We start from the raw sequence: 17,675 nt of genomic DNA on the forward strand, positions 1-17,675 counted from the left end.
TTATTTAAAAATCCATTTTTTAATAAGCGCAAAAAAGCTGTATTTACCAGTTAATTTTAATGCAGAATTTAACCAATTCAAAGGGTTAAGATCTTCTTTAATTTCACCTTTTACTAATTTAAGCTCTTCCCAAGCAATATCACGCTCAAGCTTGTGTAACTTTAAATCGTTTTCAATTTGTTCAAATGATGTATAAGTTCTCATATACTGATTTTATAATTATTTAAATTAGAATGTTTTAATTAAAAAACTTATGACCTGTTTTTTTAATAATGTAGGCATTGAACTTAGCTCTTAACAAGTATATAAACATTGCTAATACTAAGTAAATGGCACCGATTAGCAAAAATCCAAGGGCATAACTGTCTACGGCATGGCTTAACTCAATTGCACCTGCAATAGAAACAAACACGAGTCCTCCAAATATAAAAGCACCAATAACCATCACTTTAGCTACCATACTTAATGATAACGTTAACTGCTGGAATAACTTTAATTTAAAATATTGGTGAGACGCCCTTACATAGCGTTCACCAATATTTGATGCTTTATCCGTTGTGCGATTAATATCTTCAAATACACTCATGAATTAGGCTTTTTTCTGTAAATTTTTATTTTTATCTTTTAATTCTTTTAATCTCGACTCTAGCGTTGTGATTACGTCTTCAGCTTTATAACTCGCATTAGACACAATAGCTTCAACCTGATGATCTAAATTTTCCTTTTGCGTAGAAATTGTATTACCTAAAGAATCTCTTAGCTCTATTGCTTTTTCTGCCATTTGATCTCTTTTAGTTGCCGCTTCCTCAGCTATTCTTCTTCTTGTCTCACTTCCTTTGTCAGGCGCAAATAAAATTCCTAAAACTGCTCCTACTGCTGTTCCTGCTAAAATTCCTAAAACTGTGTTTCCGTTATTACTCATGATGTTATTTTTAATAATTTAATTGATATAATTTTCAGCACTTTGCTGTGATTCAAAGATACATACTTAACTGCTGCACTCTTGACTCTTTACATACCAATATTAGCTGTAATGCTATTTTTTATTCGCGTTAAATATTTTAGTAATCAGAGCAAGCAAAACCGCATATAACATTTAACTTTGAGCGACTTAAAATTAAATTATGAGTACAATAGAAACTAGTAATCCTTATAACGGCAATTCTTTAAAATCTTACAAGTTAGACTCTAAAGCATCAATAGATAAGAAGCTAAATTTGGCTAATGAGACATTTGCAGATTGGAAACAATATGAAATTGAAGAACGTATAGATTTACTTAAAAGTTTAGCTGATGAGTTACATCAAAATAAGAATAATTTAAGCAAGTTGATGACTGATGAAATGGGAAAACCTATTCTTGAGAGTAAAGCTGAAATTGACAAATGTATATTCCTCATCGATTTTTACATTAAAAACGGTGATCAATTTCTAGAAGATGATCTTATAGATACGGATGCTAACGAAAGCTTTATTAGTTACGACCCAATGGGTTGTATATTAGCTGTAATGCCTTGGAATTTTCCTTTTTGGCAAGTCATGCGCTTCGCGGTTCCTACATTAACAGCAGGTAATGTAGCTCTATTAAAGCATGCATCTAACGTTACTGGCTGTGCTGTTGCAATAGAAAAATTATTTAGAGATGCAGGTTTTCCTGAGGGCTGTTTTCAAACACTTATTACAGATCATAAAACCATCGAAACTATAATGTCTAATGATATTGTGAAAGCAGTCTCCTTAACAGGAAGTGAAAAGGCAGGTCGAAAAATCGCTGAACTTGCAGGTAAAAACTTAAAACCTTCACTTTTAGAATTAGGCGGAAATAATGCCTGTATAATTTTAGAAGATGCCGATTTAGACAAACACATCGGTACCATGGTGAAAGCACGTATGCAAAATACCGGACAAAGTTGTATTGCTGCTAAACGTTTTATTGTTGTTGAAGCTATATATGATCAATTCTTAGAGAAATTCACAACTAAAGTGAAATCTCTAAAACCTGGAAACCCAATGGAAGAAGGCACTACAGTGTCTTGTTTAGCTCGTGAAGATTTAGCAGAAACTTTAGAACAACAAATTAAAAAATCTATAGATTTAGGTGCGAAAGTATTTTACGGTAATAAACGCGATGGCGCTTTTTATGAACCTACTATCCTTACAGAAGTAACACCTAAAATGCCTGTTTTTAAAGAAGAAACCTTTGGTCCTATTGCTGCTATTATAAAAGTTAAAAATGAAGATGAAGCTTATAAAATGGCCTCAGACTCCCAATTCGGATTAGGAACCATGGTATTTACCAAAGATTATGATGCCGCAACCGACCGTATAACAGAAATTGAGGATGGTGGCTTTTTCATTAACGAAATGGTAAAATCAGACCCAAGATTACCTTTTGGTGGTACAAAAATTTCAGGATATGGTAGAGAATTATCAAAAGAAGGTATGCTGGCATTTGTTAACAAGAAAACCGTATATATTAATCATTAAAAATAGAAATTATGAAATTCATAAAAGATGACGACGAAGAAAGAAGAGATTACATATTGCAAAAAGATACTAAAACAAAGTTTGGAGCCAAATTTATCATTTTAGTACTTATTATACTTGTAGGAGCTGTTGTAGCTTCTGCTATTCATTTTGAATTATTCTAACTACTCAAGAGAAAAAGAGCGTTAACAATTAATTCACTAACTTCTCTTTTTCTCTTGAAGCTATAATGCTAATCACAAGTATTTGCGTCGCATGAAACAACATTAATGGCAACAACATAATGCCTAGAGTTGCCATATTCCCAAATAATATTTTAGAGAAAACAGTACCATGCACTAATGATTTTTTAGTACCACAAAACTGAGCTGTAATTTGGTCTTCTTTGTTCATGTATAATTTTCGAGAAATAAAACCAGTCAGCCAAAAAGCAAGTCCAAACAATACAACCACACCTATAAAGAGATAAAGCAAGTCTAAAAGTGAGACAGCACTAAAAATGTTGTTATAAAAAGATTCTGCAAAACTTTTGTAGATGATTAACAAGATAATAGATTTATCAAATAAGGTTAGCTTACTACTATGCTTACGTGCAAATTCCCCAAAAAAGCGTTGTAATAACAGTCCTAAAATGACTGGTAAAATAATCTGAATTATTAATTTCAGGTAAATTTCAGTAAAATCAAAATCGGTTTGAGAGTTGTCTATGAATAAGCCCATCCAAAGTGGTGTGAGTGCAATTCCGATAATTCCTGAAATACTTGCGTTAAAAATTGCAGCTGGTATATTTCCTTTTGCCATAGATACCATGACAACAGATGAAGATACTGTAGATGGTAAAGCCGCTAAGAAAAAAAAAGCTAGCCAAATGGTTTCTTGTTCTTCATTTTGAATAAATGGTCTTAGAATTAAGACTAATAGTGGAAACATTAAAAATGTAGAACCTTGAACTAAAAGGTGCAATTTCCAGTTTTTGAGCCCTGCTCTTAATTGCGTCGGACTCAATTTTAAGCCATAAAAAAAGAAAATAAGTGAGATTCCTATGGCACTAATCGTGTTTATAGGAATTTTACTATTCTCGATTCCCCATTCTGGAAAAATATAAGCTATTATTATTACAACTATTATGGATAATACAAATTTATCAATCTTCATATTTATGTATAGAGGCTATTACCTTAGTTTAAAGCGCTAAAATAATATCAAATAATCACTTAATAGACAAGTGCGTTATCTTAATTTTTTTCAAACCTTAATCGTTTTATTTTTAACAAATAACAGATTTAAAAAATTAGGAAAATTTTAAAAAAAAGAAGACCTTTGAGCTGTGAAGATAGCAACACTCTTTCTAGCATTATTTATGCTTTTGAAGCCTACTATTCCATTTTTGGAATACGCTGCCTTTTATGATTATATTAAAAATGAACTTTGTATTAACAAAGAAAAACCAATGTTACAATGTAACGGTAAGTGTCATTTAAAAAAAGAATTAGCTAAAGCTTCCGATTCAGAAAATAGTAAAGACAAAAATCACTCATCATCTTCAGAACACCAAGTTGTGTTTTTTCATGATGCTTATAAAATTCCTCTTGTTTCTTTTATTAAAGAACAAAATTCTAAAATAGTGACTTCATACAACAGAATTTATAAATTCCATTTTACAGATTCTATTTTTCATCCACCACTAGTATAGTTTCAACATAGAGACTCTTTTTTTTAAGAACTTGTATTTAGCAAAATGATTTTTCATTTCGCCAAATGATGCTATCTATTATTTTAATAAGGAATAATTCATTCCTCTTAAAATGTGGTATAAAATAGCCACAACAAAAGCATTGCACACCGTTCTCTATACACGAGGTTTCTATCCTTATTTCTCATAGTTATGCTTGGTTATACAATTATTGTATTGACCTTAAAACCAATATGTCTAATAATATTTTAGACATCAATAGTCGCAACTATAATTTTAAGAGTTTTAAATTAAACACTTTATTAGTTATGAAAAAGATTTCTTTTTTTATGACTGCAATGCTATTTGCAGTTACCGCATGTACCTTAGACAAAACAGATTACGAAGATGAAATAAACACCGTAGTTACAGAATACATTGATTACGAAGAGGTTGTTTCCATCACAAAAGGTCAATATTTAATAAATATAGTGGCATTAAACGGAACATTCTATAAAGGTTATAACGAAATCCGTTTAAATATCACTAATACTGATACCAACGAAAATGTAAACACCTCTGATGTTACATTTTTACCACTTATAACTAATTATAGTGGAAATAGCACATCTTGTCCACATCAATACAACTTAGATTACAATACTGCTGACGATTATTATTTAGGATATACAGTATTCACTGAAGAAAGTAATGATTCTCAAAACTGGGAACTTTACATCACTTTTACTGATAATGAAGAAACACATTCTGTAACACAAGCTATTACAGTTGAAGAGCAAACTAACATGAATTTAAACATGACGTCCTTTACTGCAGATGATGGCGAACAATATTTTATAGCTTTAGTTGCACCACAGAAACCTGCAATAGCAGAAAACGAATTAGTTGCAGGTATTTATAAATACAATCAGCCCACAAATGAGGCCGGAACTTTCCCTGACCCTACTCAGTTTTCATATACAGAAGTTACTGATTATACCCTATTGTTAGACCCTAGAATGCCAGAACCTTCTATGGGAAATCATTCGTCTTTAAATAACGTAGACCTTACACAACAAGATGACGGTTTATATTATGGTGTGGTGAATTATACGATGACAGGCAACTGGACTTTAAATTTCATTTTTCAAAATCAGTTTGGTGAAACTATAAAAGGAACTGAAGTTTCAACAGAATTTACACCAGGTATTGAAGGTGCTAGAAGTGAATTACACATCGATATATTATTTTAAGAATGAAGCGATTACTAATCATATTTACACTTTTAATTTCTAATATTTTTGTCAACGCCCAAGACACTAATAAAAAGAAAGACAGCATTATAGCGTTAGATGAAGTTGAACTAATTAATGTTGTTAAAAAGAAGATTGAAACCGAAATGAAAATGGCCGTTTCAGTTGATGAATTTTTAGCATCATCAGATAATATTAGTTTTATAAAACGTGGCGCTTATGCTTGGGAACCGTTATTAAATAACATGAGTTCTGAACGTTCTACCATTACCATTGATGGCATGCATGTTTTTGGTGCGTGTACCGACAAAATGGATCCCATAACCTCTTATGTAGAAAGCAATAATTTAGCCGCTATTGATATAAAATCTGGACAAGAAGGTAATATGCATGGTGCTACTGTTGCCGGAAGCATCGATTTAAAACGAAGGAGCACGCCTTTTAGTTTGACTAAAAAATGGAAAGGTGCCTACCAAACTGGTTTTGAGATTAATAACAAGCAGTTTTTCAACTTAGCAAATGCTTCTTATTCTAGTAATAAATTTGTAGCCGATGGAAGTTTGGCCTACAGAAAAGCAGAAAATTATAGTGATGGAAATAACGATGAAGTTAATCACTCTCAATTTACAAAATTCAACGCGTCATTAGGATTAGCTTATAAAACCAGTGAATTATCTTCTTTAAAAGTAGAAGCAATTTATGACCAAGCCAATGATGTTGGTTATCCTGCATTGCCAATGGATTTATGGTTATCGCGTGCCTTAATTACCTCAGCAACGTATAAGCAATTATTTGAAAATGGACTATTTAAAGCCTTAGATACCAAAATCTATTTTAATGCTATTGAGCATTATATGGACGATACCACACGTCCTGAAAATTTAGTTCATATGGATATGCCAGGTTGGAGTACAACTTACGGTTTGTTATCTAAAGCTAACATTAAAAAAAATCGCTTTAGTTCAGAAATTCAGCTGAATGCTTACAACAATTTATCTACTGCAGAAATGCGCATGTATCCGCAAGACCGAAGTGAACGTACCATGTTTGCTTACAGTTGGCCTGGAGTTACAACGACATTTGCAGGTTTATCTATAAACAACGCTTGGGAAATCTCGGATCAAAGTTTACTGAATTTTGGTGGTTCTTTAGGTGTCAATTATAACCATTCTAAATATGTAGAATTCAACTGGATTTTTCACCCAGGAACACCACAAGAAAAAACAAGAATACTGCCTAGTTTACACGCAGGCTATCAGTTAAACATTGATAATTTCAATTTTTCTGTAGGAGGTGGTTACGGACACCGAGCGCCATCAGTTTCTGAAGGTTATGGCTATTACATCTATAATAGTTTTGATCGTTACGATTATATTGGAAATCCGGATCTAGAAAATGAAATATCATACGAAGGAAATGCAAGTGCTGGCTACGCTAATGATAAATTTAGCTTACAAGCCAATGTAAATTACTTCTACATTGAAAACTACATTATTGGTCGTATTTTAAGTTTAGGAAGTCCAATGAATTATCAATCAATTGGTGTAAAAGGTTATACCTCTTTAGATTATTCAACCTTATTTAATTTTTCATTAAATGGAAGCTATTCAATTTTAGATAATTTACATTGGAAAGGGACTTTAACCTACGCGAGAGGAAAAGATGAGAATGAAAACAATTTGCCATTCATTAGACCATTAAGTTATCAAACCTCATTACACTATCAGTATAACAAACTTAGTTTTCAAACGTCTATTAATGGTGATTTAGAACAAATTCATTACAGTCCAGAATACGGAGAAGACCAAACGCCATCATACACTATATGGAATCTATCTGCAGATTACACCTTCAAAATTAAAGATTATAAAACGGTAGTTCAAGTTGGTGCAGAGAATGTATTAAATGAATATTACAGTACGTATGCAGATTGGGGAAACATTCCACGGATGGGTCGTAATATTTTCACTTCTTTAAAATTCAATTTCTAAAATAGATGAAAAGAGTTTTTAGTTTACTTATAACATTTCTGTTTCTGCTTGTGATTTCACAACGCGCAGTCGTTATGGTGCACTTTAAACTCAACCAAAAAATTATCGCCAAACAATTCTGTGTTAACCAAGATAAACCCGAATTACAATGTAACGGAAAGTGTTATTTACATAAAGAATTACAAAAAACAGAACATAAAGATTCCGAAAAAATAATTAACACAAAGAATTTTGATTTGGTTCTCAATCCAAATTATGAATATCATATAGACATAAAAAAAATCATCAAGAAAAAAGAATTAGTCATTTACCAAGAAACCCAACACAAAGAACCTTATTTAGAAATTTTAGTGCCACCACCCATATATGTTTAGTTTTTTGTAGCATACTAAAAATAAAAACACGCATATCAATAAATACAAAATTTCAAAAATGAAAAATCTTAAAAATTATATTTTATCAGCAGCAGTATTAGTCGGTTTTATGTCATGTAGTAGTGATGATAACGATGCCGTTGCAAACAATGTGACATTAGAATTTACAAACACGTTTAACAATACAACAATTGTTCTTGGAGATGCAACTTCTGCAGATGCCACAGAAAACACTTCTGAAATGGGACAAGTTCACCATTTTTCTGAATTAAAATATGTTGTAAGTAACATTCGTCTTATAAAAGCTGATGGAACCGAAATTCCTTATAATGTAAATGATTTAGACAATGGTGCAACAGTAATAAACCAAGCAAATACTGAAACGTTAAGCTATGTATTAAGTGATATCCCAGTTGGAGATTACACTGAAATAAAGTTTGGTTTAGGTGTAAAATCTGATTTAAATGATTTAGACCAAGTTAGTTTCCCTGAATTTTATGATAACGCAGGATCTAATGAAACACAAATGCATTGGGAATGGGGAACAGGATACCGTTTTACTAAAATTGAAGGTTTCTACGATACCGATAATAAAGAATTGTCTTTCCATTCTGGAAGTACTTTAGAAGGAGAAGAAGGTAATTACACACAAGGTGTTGATGCTTATAGAGATATCACATTAAGTCTTCCTACTACAGCAACTGTTGGTAATAGTGCACCAACAATTGCTATTAACGCTAATTTTGATTATTTATTAAGTGGAGAAAACTATACTATAACATTAGTTACTACTGAAGATATTACTAATAACGCTACACCTAGTGCTCATACAGCAACTGAAATGATGAAGTTTGTAGAGAATATTGGAGGCAACGGAACAACTGATACAACAGGAATGTTTTCTATTACTTCTGTAGAAAACTAAATCTATATTTTATGAGTCGGTTTTGATGAAAAACTCAAGCCGACTCTTTTTTAACTATTCTTCATCATATATCTTACAAATGAAAAATCTCATAAGAACCTTACTTATTGTACTGTTATTGTCTTCGTGTAGCAATGATGATTCAGAGCTTGTTTCTTATAACAATCCTGAGGTGTCATTAAATATCCCTAGTGATTTCCCTGAACTAAACAGTTCATTTTACACCAATATACCTACAGAATTTGGTGTAGAGTTAGGTGAAAAACTATTTACTGATGTACGTTTAAGTACAGATAATACGATTTCGTGCTCTAGTTGTCACATACAAGAAAGTGCCTTTGCAGATCACAACCCAAAAGGAATAGGTATTGAAGGACGAATAGGACTTCGTAATGCACCACCAGTTCAAAATATGGCATTTATGCAAGTTTATAATTGGGATGGAAATAAGCTTCAACTCGAAGATCAACCATTAGTCCCTATTATTACACATGAAGAAATGGACTCTTCTATTTTAGAAGTTATTGGTAAAATTGAAAATGATGAATCTTATATTGAATTATTTAAGAATGCCTTTAATGGCGAAGGAATTACTGCAGATGGAATTTATAAAAGTATAGCACAATATGAATACACACTGATTTCAACAAACAGTAAATACGATAAAGTAAAACGAAATGAAGGTGAAACATTCACAGAAAGTGAAGCGCAAGGATTTGTAGTTTTTCAAGAAAAATGTATCAGTTGTCATAGCACAGAATTATTTACAGATCAAACCTATAGAAATATCGGATTTCCTATAAACCCGGATACTGAAGAAGCTGGACGTGCAAGAATTACGGGTAGTACTGAAGATTACATGAGTTTCCGTGTGCCTAGTTTAAGAAATATTGAATACACAGCACCTTACGGAAGTTTTGGTCAATTTGCGACTTTAGAAGGTGTACTCAATTATTTAGATAATGGTGTTTTAGAAGCTGATAATCTTGATCCTATTTTAAAAGATAATGACAATAGAATTCCACTTACAGCACAAGAAAAAATAGATCTGATAGCGTTTATGAAAACTTTAAGTGATTCTGAATTTGTAGGTCTTGATGATTAAGAACAATTCTTACAAACCCCAGTTAAAACACAATTTACACTTTCAACCAAATAACCATCTGGTATAGAAAAATTAACTTGATTAGGAAGACATTCTACGGTATCGCATTTTGTACATTTAAAATGAAAATGTTGATGTGTTGCGGCTTTGGTGTCATAAGTTTCACACAAAGCAAAATATTGTTTACCATCTTCCGCCATGACTTTGTGAAGTACACCATCATCACAAAATCGATTTAAAACACGATAGATGGTTGCCCTATTAATATCAATAGCAATTTCTTCCTCAATCGCATCTTGACTCATCGCTTTGCCAGCCTTAGTTATAACACTTAAAACAGCTTGTTTACTAGGAGTATTTCTTCTTTTCATTACTAATGCGATTTATTTGCAATAATTTACTGCAACAACATTGCAATATTATAAATAAATAATATATTTGCAAAACCTTATAACGCGACAATATCGCTTTAACAAATTAATGCAAGTCTAATAAATTGAGTAGAACAAAAAATAATCCCCTAGATATTATAGCAATGACAAGTTCATTAGTTTGTGCTATTCATTGTGCTTTTCTGCCAATATTGCTTTCGTTTTCATCTTTTAGCAGTTTATATTTTTTAAATAACCCAATGATTGAGTGGACCTTTATTTGCCTTGGCCTTGTGTTTATATTCACTTCGCTTTGGCCTAGCTATAAAAACACTCACCATAACAGGAAGCCTTTAAAAGTCGCTTTATTAGGTTTTTTACTTTTAGCAATAAGTAGACTTCACTTAACGAATTTATGGGAAGTTAGCAATACAGCTATTGGCGCTACTTTAATCGCTTTTGCGCATTATATTAATTGGAATTTATTAAGAAGAATAGCGAAACAAAAACAGTAAATCACAACTTTAGCACATTTTAAACCATTGTAATAAACTCAAAAACCTTAAATATTTCTAGTCTTAAATGAAAAACAGCATCACATATTTCTTTATTATTCTTTTTCTATCCATTAAGCTGGTAGGACTTCATGCATTAACGCATGAAGATGATAAAGATGATGCTACACATTGTGTTGTTTGTGATAATGCAACAATTCATAATTTAACGCCTGCTTTTATACTAGAACCTCAAGAATTTTCAATTGAAAATACCGAGCTAATCATCAATAGAAGTACAATAAAGCATTTCTCTTTTGTAACTTCTAATACCATTGCTTCTAACCAATTATTTGGTCGGCCTCCACCCTATTCACTATAAATTATCCTATACTTTTTTATTAAAATAAGTTTCGTTTAACTACTTAACGCTTCAAGCTACATTATAGATTTCAACAACGTTGATTTTATAAATTATTGTAATTGATGCAACTATTTGATACGAATAAATATAGGCTTTGTTAAAGTTCAATCTTAAGAACAGTTAATTAAATTTTATAGTATTTCATTATGTTTTACAGAACACTGAGTTTATGGCTATGCTTTAGCCTAAGCCTCATAGGGTTTGCGCAAGATTCTTTTCAAATAAAAGGAATTGTAGCAAACGCAAAAACCTTACAACCTATTGAAGGTGCCAATATTATTGGTAAAGGTTCATTTTCTACATCATCATCTACAGGATTTTTTACTTTAAAGAATATTTCTGAAGACGACTATACTTTTACCATATCGCATTTAGGTTTTACTTCTAAGACTATAACTGTTAACGTAGGAAACGATCAAGAAACACATAAAATTTTCTTAGAAGAATCTACCACTGCGCTTGATAAAATTGAAATTAATGGAAAAACAAAAAAAAGAGAACGTAATGAATCACCTGTAGTTTCACAGCTAGTAACTAAAGAATTTCTTTCTAATAACAGAGAGAATAGCCTGATGCAAACGCTTAGTAAAATTCCAGGTGTCAGTACTATTAAAATTGGATCCGGACAATCTAAACCTGTCATTAGAGGTTTAGGTTTTAACAGAGTGGCTGTAGTTCAAAATGGTATAAAACACGAAGCTCAACAATGGGGAAATGATCATGGGTTAGAAATTGATCAATATGGAATTGAAAATATACAGATTGTAAAAGGGCCTGCTTCTTTAGTTTATGGTTCTGATGCTATTGCTGGTGTTGTAGATATTCAACCCAATAAAGTACCCCTTATTAATTCTTTTAGTGGTGAAGTAAATGTATTAGGTGAAAGTAATAATGATTTATTAGGAATTTCAGCAGGAATCCAAGCAAGAAAAGAAAAATGGTTTTATCGTGGACGTATTACATACAGAGATTATGGCGACTACAAAGTACCCACAGATAAAATAAATTACGAGAATTATATCTTTGAGTTATACGATAATAATTTACGTAATACAGCTGGACGAGAAGCTAACGCTAGTATAAGTCTCGGTTATGTCACTGATAAATTCAACTCAGAAACGACGATTAGTAACGTTAACGCTAAAAACGGTTTTTTTGCCAATGCACATGGTTTAGAAGTTAGAACATCTAGTATAGACTATGATAGCTCTAACAGAGATATTGACCTTCCCTATCATAAAGTTAACCATTTTAAAATTACAAATAACACCTCATTAGCTTTAGACAAACACACTATTCATGCTGATTTAGGCTTTCAAAATAATATTAGAGAAGAACATTCAGAACCTGTACCGCATGGTTTTATGCCAACACCTTCTAATAGCAAAGAGCGAAGTTTTAATAAAAACACATTTTCTCTAAATATTAAAGACGCTTTTAAACCTAATGAACAACACGATATTGTTGCTGGTATAAACCTAGAATATCAAAACAATACGATTGGTGGATGGGGATTTTTAATCCCTGAATATAACCGTTTTACCATTGGTTCTTTTGCTTTTGATCAATTCGAAATCAATTCAGATTTACACCTTTTAGCAGGTGTACGTTATGATTATGGTCAAATAAATAGCAAATCTTATTTTGATTGGTATCCGTCAACCATCAACAATGCCAACGGTTCTACATCGTATGTGTATTTACAAAGAGCACAAGATAAAATTCTGAATTTTGGAAACATCAGTGCTTCTTTAGGTTTAAGTTACCTTGTTAAAAACACAACTTTCAAAATAAATATTGGTAAAAGTTTTAGAATGCCATTAGCTAATGAATTAGCTTCTGATGGTGTTAATTACCACATGTACCGTTATGAAAAAGGAAATCTAGATTTAGATCCTGAGGAATCTTATCAATTAGATATTGACATAGATCATACCACAAAAAACTACAGCTTTGGTATCAGTCCTTTTGTTAATTTTTTCGAAAACTTTATTTATTTAAATCCAACGTCTAACTATTACGAGACATTACAAATTTATGAGTATACTCAAAACAAAGTATTTAGAGTTGGAGGAGAATTAAGAGCAAGCACCAACATAATCAACAATCTTCAATTAAATGCTTCTGCAGAATATGTCTACTCAAGACAAACTAGTGGACCAAAAGAAGGCTTTACTATTCCGTTTTCACCACCATTATCAGGATTATTTTCTGCTAATTACCAATTTAAAGATTTATTCTTTTTAAAACAACCACAACTTATTGCTGACTACAGAATTACAGCAAAACAAAATGAAATTGTTCCGCCAGAAGAAAAAACGGATGGTTATCAAGTCTTAAACATGTCGCTTTTAACACAAATTGAGCTCTTTAAAACAAAACGTCCATTAGATGTAAAGTTTAAGCTCAATAATGTTTTCGATACTAAATATTATGACCATACCAGCTTTTACCGCTTAATCGATGTGCCCGAAGCAGGTAGAAATATTTCAATTGCATTAACACAAACCTTTTAAAACAATCAATAATAAATTAACAACCATGAAAACAAACATTAAAACAAACATTATGAAATCAAATTTTAAATTTCTAGCGATTATCGCTTTTTTCGGAATCCTTTTAAACTCATGTAGCAGTGATGATGACAACGGATCATCTAGCTTAAATGCACCAGAAATAACCGGTTTTGAATACGGTGAAGGCAGCGTACACTCAACAGACCAAGTTGCTTTTAAAGGTTCTGACATTCATTTAGAAGCAGAAATTAATGCTGAAGCTGTAGTTAGCAGCATTACGCTTTCTATCCATGCACACGATTTAACGCTTGCAGATGGTGAAGTTGAGTGGGATTTTTTCCAAGAATACACAGATGCTAGTTACCTAGTAATAAACCCAACCTTCCACGAACATGTAGATGTACCAACAGATATACCAGCTGGTGAATATCATATTGAATTAACTGTAATAGATGAGTTAGGGAATAGCACTGAAATTGAAGGTCATTTAGAAATTTTAGATCACATTACATTAAGTGATTACTCTGTAGATACTACAGCTGCTAAAGGCACTGATTTTCATGCTGAATTTATGATAAGTGCTTTAAACGGCATCCATAATATAACGGTAGATATTCACGCTCATGATCTTCCTGTTGGTGATGGTGAAATAGAATGGGATGAAGAAATTGTATTTTCAGAAGGTTACCATGACCTAACAGACGTTGAATTCCATGAGCATATTGACGTACCAGCAACTGCACCTGCCGGAGAATATCATGTTACTTTTACTGTTGAGGATGAAGATGGAAACACAAAATCTTACGAAACACACATAGATATTACAGCGTCTTAATACATTATTATACCGCATAGTATACTAAATATGCTATGCGGTTTTATACTCTATAAAATGAAATTAACATCAACTTATTTTTACTTCGTATTTTCTATAATGTTACTAATTACATCGTGTTCTAGTGATGATAGTATTAATATAGATGAAGAAAAACCAACAATTACGATTAACTACACAGAAGGTTTTCCACAGGCATGCGAACAACTTGTAAAAGGGGAAACTTACACTTTTAAAGCACAAGTAACAGACAACAGATCGTTAGCTTCTTACAGTTTAGATCTTCACCATAATTTTGACCATCACACGCATGATGACCAAGGTGAAACATGTGATTTAGAACCTATAAAAGTAGCTGTAAATCCTTTCATATATATGGAGAATTTTAATATTGAAGAAGGATTAACCACTTATGAAATTGATATCAGCATAACTATTCCTAATGATATTGACACCGGAGATTACCACTGTGCTTATTCCGTAACAGATGTAACTGGTTGGCAAAGTAGAACCTCTATTGATATTAAGATTATTGAATAACAAAACTACCCCTAGTACAAATATAATTTGAATTAGTCCATTTTATGTTTACTTAAAGTGCCAGTAATAAAATATTGGCACTTTTTTATTTATAAATTAGTCATCATAATCAAATCACCTCAAACACTGACCTAGGTCATATTTATTGTTGATACTACAACGTAATTTTACAAAAAATTCATTATTCAATTTTGTATCAATAAGACATATATGTTTTCAAAAAAAACAACTCAAATTCTGCGTATTAGCCTTATTACTTTGCTCTGTTCCTATTACACTTACGGACAAGAAAAAGTAACAAGTATCTCTGAGGCCTTAGAAATAAGTTACAACAACAATGAGAAAATAAAACGTTATGAAGAACGTGTTCAGCAAAAAATATTTGAAGATAAAGCTGCTAAAGGAAACTTTTTACCTTCCGTAAATCTTATAGGTGGTTACACGTACCTCAGCGAAAATATGGAAATTAACACCTCTCAAGTTAAAAGCTCTATTGATGACTTGGCTGGTAAATACGGAACCGCTTTTATTAGTGCTTATGGTGAAGAATTAGGCTTAGCATTACCTGCAGAATCTGCTTATAGCACAATTGTTAGTTCTTTATCTCAACTGCCTTCTTACAATTTAGTTGTCGATAATCAGAACATTCCAACGGCTGCTATTACAGCTACACAACCCATTTTTACAGGTGGAAAAATTATTGCCGCAAAACGTTATGCAAAAGCAGAATTAGAATCATCAGAAATAGAATTAAAACAAGTTAAAAACGAAATAGCTAACGAACTGATAGACCGTTATCTTACCGTAGTCCTTTTAAAACAAGTGATAAAAACACGCCAACAAGCATATGAAGGCATGCTAAAACACCAAGAGCAAACCGAACGCGCTATTGAATTAGAAATCCTTGCCAAACATGTTTTATTAAGAGCAAAAGTCGCTGTAGCCAATGCTGAAAAGGATCTTAACAATGATAAGAACAAACTTGAATTAGCAGAAATGGCATTGCGTACAACAATGAATTTACCCGATTCTACAGTCTTAAAAACAATAGATAGTATTGGTTATCAAAATCTATATTTTGATTTCAGTAAGCTTTTAGAAACTGCAAATACCAATCAACCTGCTTTAGAACTCATCAATCAAAAAGAAGTGATGGCTAAACAATCTCATGCATTAGAGAAATCCAAATTCATGCCTAACATCGCTGCTTTTGGTACTTATAATATGTTTCGTGAAGATTTACCCATTATTCCTTCAAAATTCATTGTTGGTGTACAAGCGCAAATCAACATTTTTAATGGGTTTAAGGATATTAATAAATTAAAGGCGAGTAAACATCTTCAAGAGGAAGTAAAAAACGCAAAGCAATACGCTACCCAACAAATTAAACTTCTTGTTGAAAGTAATTATAGGAATACACTTAATCAACAAAAATTATACAATAGCCAATTAACAACCGTAGATTTAGCAGAAGAAAACTTTAGAATAAACAGAAGACGTTTTGAAGAAGGCATAGGAAAATCTATTGATGTCATTGATGCTTCTCTACTCTACGAAAAATCTAAAATAGAACAACTCGTTGCTCTTGATGGTTATTATAAGGCCATCGCTAATTTATACACTGCCATAGGCGAACCCGAAAAAATAATCCCAATTTTAAGTAACCAATATTTACCATGAAAAAATCGTACATCGTATTATCAATTCCTATATTAATAATCATCTTCTCTATTGTCTATTTTTTAATAGGCGCTACCACACCTAAAGAAGACGTATACGTTGGTATGCTTGAGACTACAGAAGTAAACGTTGCTTCTGAAATAGCAGGCCGAATCAATACTATTTTAATAGAAAAGGGAAGTACCGTAAAAAAAGGGCAAGTATTAGCTACTTTAGAAACCGATGTTTTAGATGCTAAAAAAGGACAAGCTGAAGGGATGGTTAAAGCGGCACGATCTTTAATTGAAAAAGCAGAATCTGGTGCACGTAAAGAGGAAGTCAATGCTCTTAAAAACCAATATTTAATGGCGAAAAGTCAATTTGATTTTGCCGAAAAAACATATAAAAGATACCAAGCACTCTATGATGACAGTATTATTTCTAAACAAGAAATGGACGAAATTCAATTTAAATATGATGCTGCAAAAGAACAAATGAACGCTGCTGAATCTATGTGGAACATGGGAAAAAGCGGTACAAGAAAAGAGGATATTAAAGCCGCTTATGGAAGCTACGAAAGCGCTCAAGGTGCCTATAGTGAAATGGAAGCTTTTTATGATGAACTAGAAATTGTTGCCCCTACCGCAGGTGTTATTAGCAATCAAATTGCTGAAGAAGGTGAAGTTATGGCTGCTGGTTATCCTATTTTAACCATTCAAAAACCTGAAGATATCTATGCTATTTTTAATGTTAGAGAAGATCATTTGGCAGACTTTAAAATGGGAACAATCTACAAAGCTAAAATCCCAGGATTAAGCAATGACACCTTAGAATTTAAAGTGACATATATCTCGCCAATGGCAGATTTTGCAACGTGGGTTCCTATAAAAGCAAAAGGAGAATATGAATTGAAATCTTTCGAAATTCACCTTAAACCACAAGAACGTATTTCAGAATTACGTCCTGGAATGTCTATTCAAATAATAAAATAAGTCCCAAAAAGCATGAATTTGCCTTTTTATCATATTTT

20 protein-coding genes are annotated in these 17,675 nt (G+C 32.1%); 15 read left to right on the forward strand and 5 right to left on the reverse strand.

Going from position 1 to position 17,675, the window contains the following annotated elements; all coding sequences use genetic code 11:
* From HM985_RS10180 to HM985_RS10190, 3 genes are read right to left on the reverse strand one after another with little or no spacing between them, the layout of a single operon-like run.
* On the reverse strand, positions 1-204 hold the full coding sequence (locus HM985_RS10180) for a DUF6327 family protein (RefSeq protein WP_179376149.1): 204 nt from the start codon (positions 202-204) through the stop codon (positions 1-3).
* A 34-nt stretch (positions 205-238) separates the two neighbouring features.
* Positions 239-586 (reverse strand): hypothetical protein, encoded by a 348-nt coding sequence (locus tag HM985_RS10185; protein ID WP_179376150.1) that lies wholly within the window; start codon positions 584-586, stop codon positions 239-241.
* 3 nt (positions 587-589) lie between these two features.
* Positions 590-922, reverse strand: a complete 333-nt coding sequence (locus tag HM985_RS10190) for a YtxH domain-containing protein (RefSeq protein ID WP_179376151.1) — start codon at positions 920-922, stop codon at positions 590-592.
* Between the two features lie 202 nt (positions 923-1,124).
* On the opposite strand from HM985_RS10190, the gene HM985_RS10195 reads away from it, so the two are divergent.
* Together HM985_RS10195 and HM985_RS10200 are read left to right on the forward strand one after the other, a co-directional pair.
* On the forward strand, positions 1,125-2,486 hold the full coding sequence (locus tag HM985_RS10195) for an NAD-dependent succinate-semialdehyde dehydrogenase (protein ID WP_218843406.1): 1,362 nt from the start codon (positions 1,125-1,127) through the stop codon (positions 2,484-2,486).
* A gap of 11 nt (positions 2,487-2,497) precedes the next feature.
* Positions 2,498-2,650, forward strand: coding sequence for a hypothetical protein (locus HM985_RS10200; protein WP_179376152.1), 153 nt, complete (start codon positions 2,498-2,500; stop codon positions 2,648-2,650).
* A gap of 28 nt (positions 2,651-2,678) precedes the next feature.
* Here HM985_RS10200 and HM985_RS10205 read toward each other — a convergent pair whose 3' ends face one another.
* Entirely contained in the window at positions 2,679-3,641 is a 963-nt protein-coding gene (locus HM985_RS10205; protein WP_179376153.1) for a bile acid:sodium symporter family protein, read from the reverse strand.
* Positions 3,642-3,813: 172 nt separating this feature from the next.
* On the opposite strand from HM985_RS10205, the gene HM985_RS10210 reads away from it, so the two are divergent.
* The 6 genes from HM985_RS10210 (at position 3,814) to HM985_RS10235 (ending at position 9,806) form a co-directional block, all read left to right on the forward strand.
* Positions 3,814-4,179, forward strand: a complete 366-nt coding sequence (locus HM985_RS10210) for a hypothetical protein (protein WP_179376154.1) — start codon at positions 3,814-3,816, stop codon at positions 4,177-4,179.
* Between the two features lie 308 nt (positions 4,180-4,487).
* A complete protein-coding gene (locus HM985_RS10215) occupies positions 4,488-5,411 on the forward strand; it encodes a hypothetical protein (protein WP_179376155.1) in 924 nt (307 codons plus the stop codon).
* Positions 5,412-5,413: 2 nt separating this feature from the next.
* Positions 5,414-7,402 carry a TonB-dependent receptor plug domain-containing protein gene (locus HM985_RS10220; RefSeq protein WP_179376156.1) on the forward strand — a complete coding sequence of 663 codons (1,989 nt, stop codon included), beginning with the start codon at positions 5,414-5,416 and terminating at the stop codon, positions 7,400-7,402.
* Between the two features lie 5 nt (positions 7,403-7,407).
* Entirely contained in the window at positions 7,408-7,776 is a 369-nt protein-coding gene (locus HM985_RS10225) for a hypothetical protein (RefSeq protein WP_179376157.1), read from the forward strand.
* A 58-nt stretch (positions 7,777-7,834) separates the two neighbouring features.
* Entirely contained in the window at positions 7,835-8,701 is an 867-nt protein-coding gene (locus HM985_RS10230; protein ID WP_179376158.1) for an MbnP family protein, read from the forward strand.
* A 79-nt stretch (positions 8,702-8,780) separates the two neighbouring features.
* Entirely contained in the window at positions 8,781-9,806 is a 1,026-nt protein-coding gene (locus tag HM985_RS10235) for a cytochrome-c peroxidase (protein ID WP_179376159.1), read from the forward strand.
* On the opposite strand, the gene HM985_RS10240 is transcribed toward HM985_RS10235, so the two are convergent.
* On the reverse strand, positions 9,803-10,177 hold the full coding sequence (locus tag HM985_RS10240; RefSeq protein WP_179376160.1) for a Fur family transcriptional regulator: 375 nt from the start codon (positions 10,175-10,177) through the stop codon (positions 9,803-9,805). The genes HM985_RS10235 and HM985_RS10240 overlap by 4 nt on opposite strands.
* Positions 10,178-10,341: 164 nt before the next feature.
* Between HM985_RS10240 and HM985_RS10245 the strand changes: the two genes are divergently transcribed.
* From HM985_RS10245 to HM985_RS10275, 7 genes are all read left to right on the forward strand, one after another.
* Positions 10,342-10,692 carry a MerC domain-containing protein gene (locus HM985_RS10245; RefSeq protein WP_179376161.1) on the forward strand — a complete coding sequence of 117 codons (351 nt, stop codon included), beginning with the start codon at positions 10,342-10,344 and terminating at the stop codon, positions 10,690-10,692.
* A 67-nt stretch (positions 10,693-10,759) separates the two neighbouring features.
* On the forward strand, positions 10,760-11,053 hold the full coding sequence (locus HM985_RS10250) for a hypothetical protein (protein ID WP_173586782.1): 294 nt from the start codon (positions 10,760-10,762) through the stop codon (positions 11,051-11,053).
* 188 nt (positions 11,054-11,241) lie between these two features.
* Positions 11,242-13,611, forward strand: coding sequence for a TonB-dependent receptor (locus HM985_RS10255; protein WP_179376162.1), 2,370 nt, complete (start codon positions 11,242-11,244; stop codon positions 13,609-13,611).
* 52 nt (positions 13,612-13,663) lie between these two features.
* On the forward strand, positions 13,664-14,446 hold the full coding sequence (locus HM985_RS10260) for a DUF4625 domain-containing protein (protein WP_179376163.1): 783 nt from the start codon (positions 13,664-13,666) through the stop codon (positions 14,444-14,446).
* A 57-nt stretch (positions 14,447-14,503) separates the two neighbouring features.
* Positions 14,504-14,986, forward strand: a complete 483-nt coding sequence (locus HM985_RS10265) for a DUF4625 domain-containing protein (RefSeq protein ID WP_179376164.1) — start codon at positions 14,504-14,506, stop codon at positions 14,984-14,986.
* 210 nt (positions 14,987-15,196) lie between these two features.
* A complete protein-coding gene (locus tag HM985_RS10270; protein WP_179376165.1) occupies positions 15,197-16,666 on the forward strand; it encodes a TolC family protein in 1,470 nt (489 codons plus the stop codon).
* The gene (locus tag HM985_RS10275; protein WP_173586777.1) at positions 16,663-17,637 is read left to right on the forward strand and encodes an HlyD family secretion protein; all 975 of its coding nucleotides are present in this window, start codon (positions 16,663-16,665) and stop codon (positions 17,635-17,637) included. Before HM985_RS10270 ends, HM985_RS10275 begins: the two co-directional genes overlap by 4 nt.
* Positions 17,638-17,675: the final 38 nt, after the last annotated feature.

The organism is Winogradskyella wichelsiae (assembly GCF_013403925.1).
Classification (GTDB): Bacteria; Bacteroidota; Bacteroidia; order Flavobacteriales; family Flavobacteriaceae; genus Winogradskyella; species Winogradskyella wichelsiae.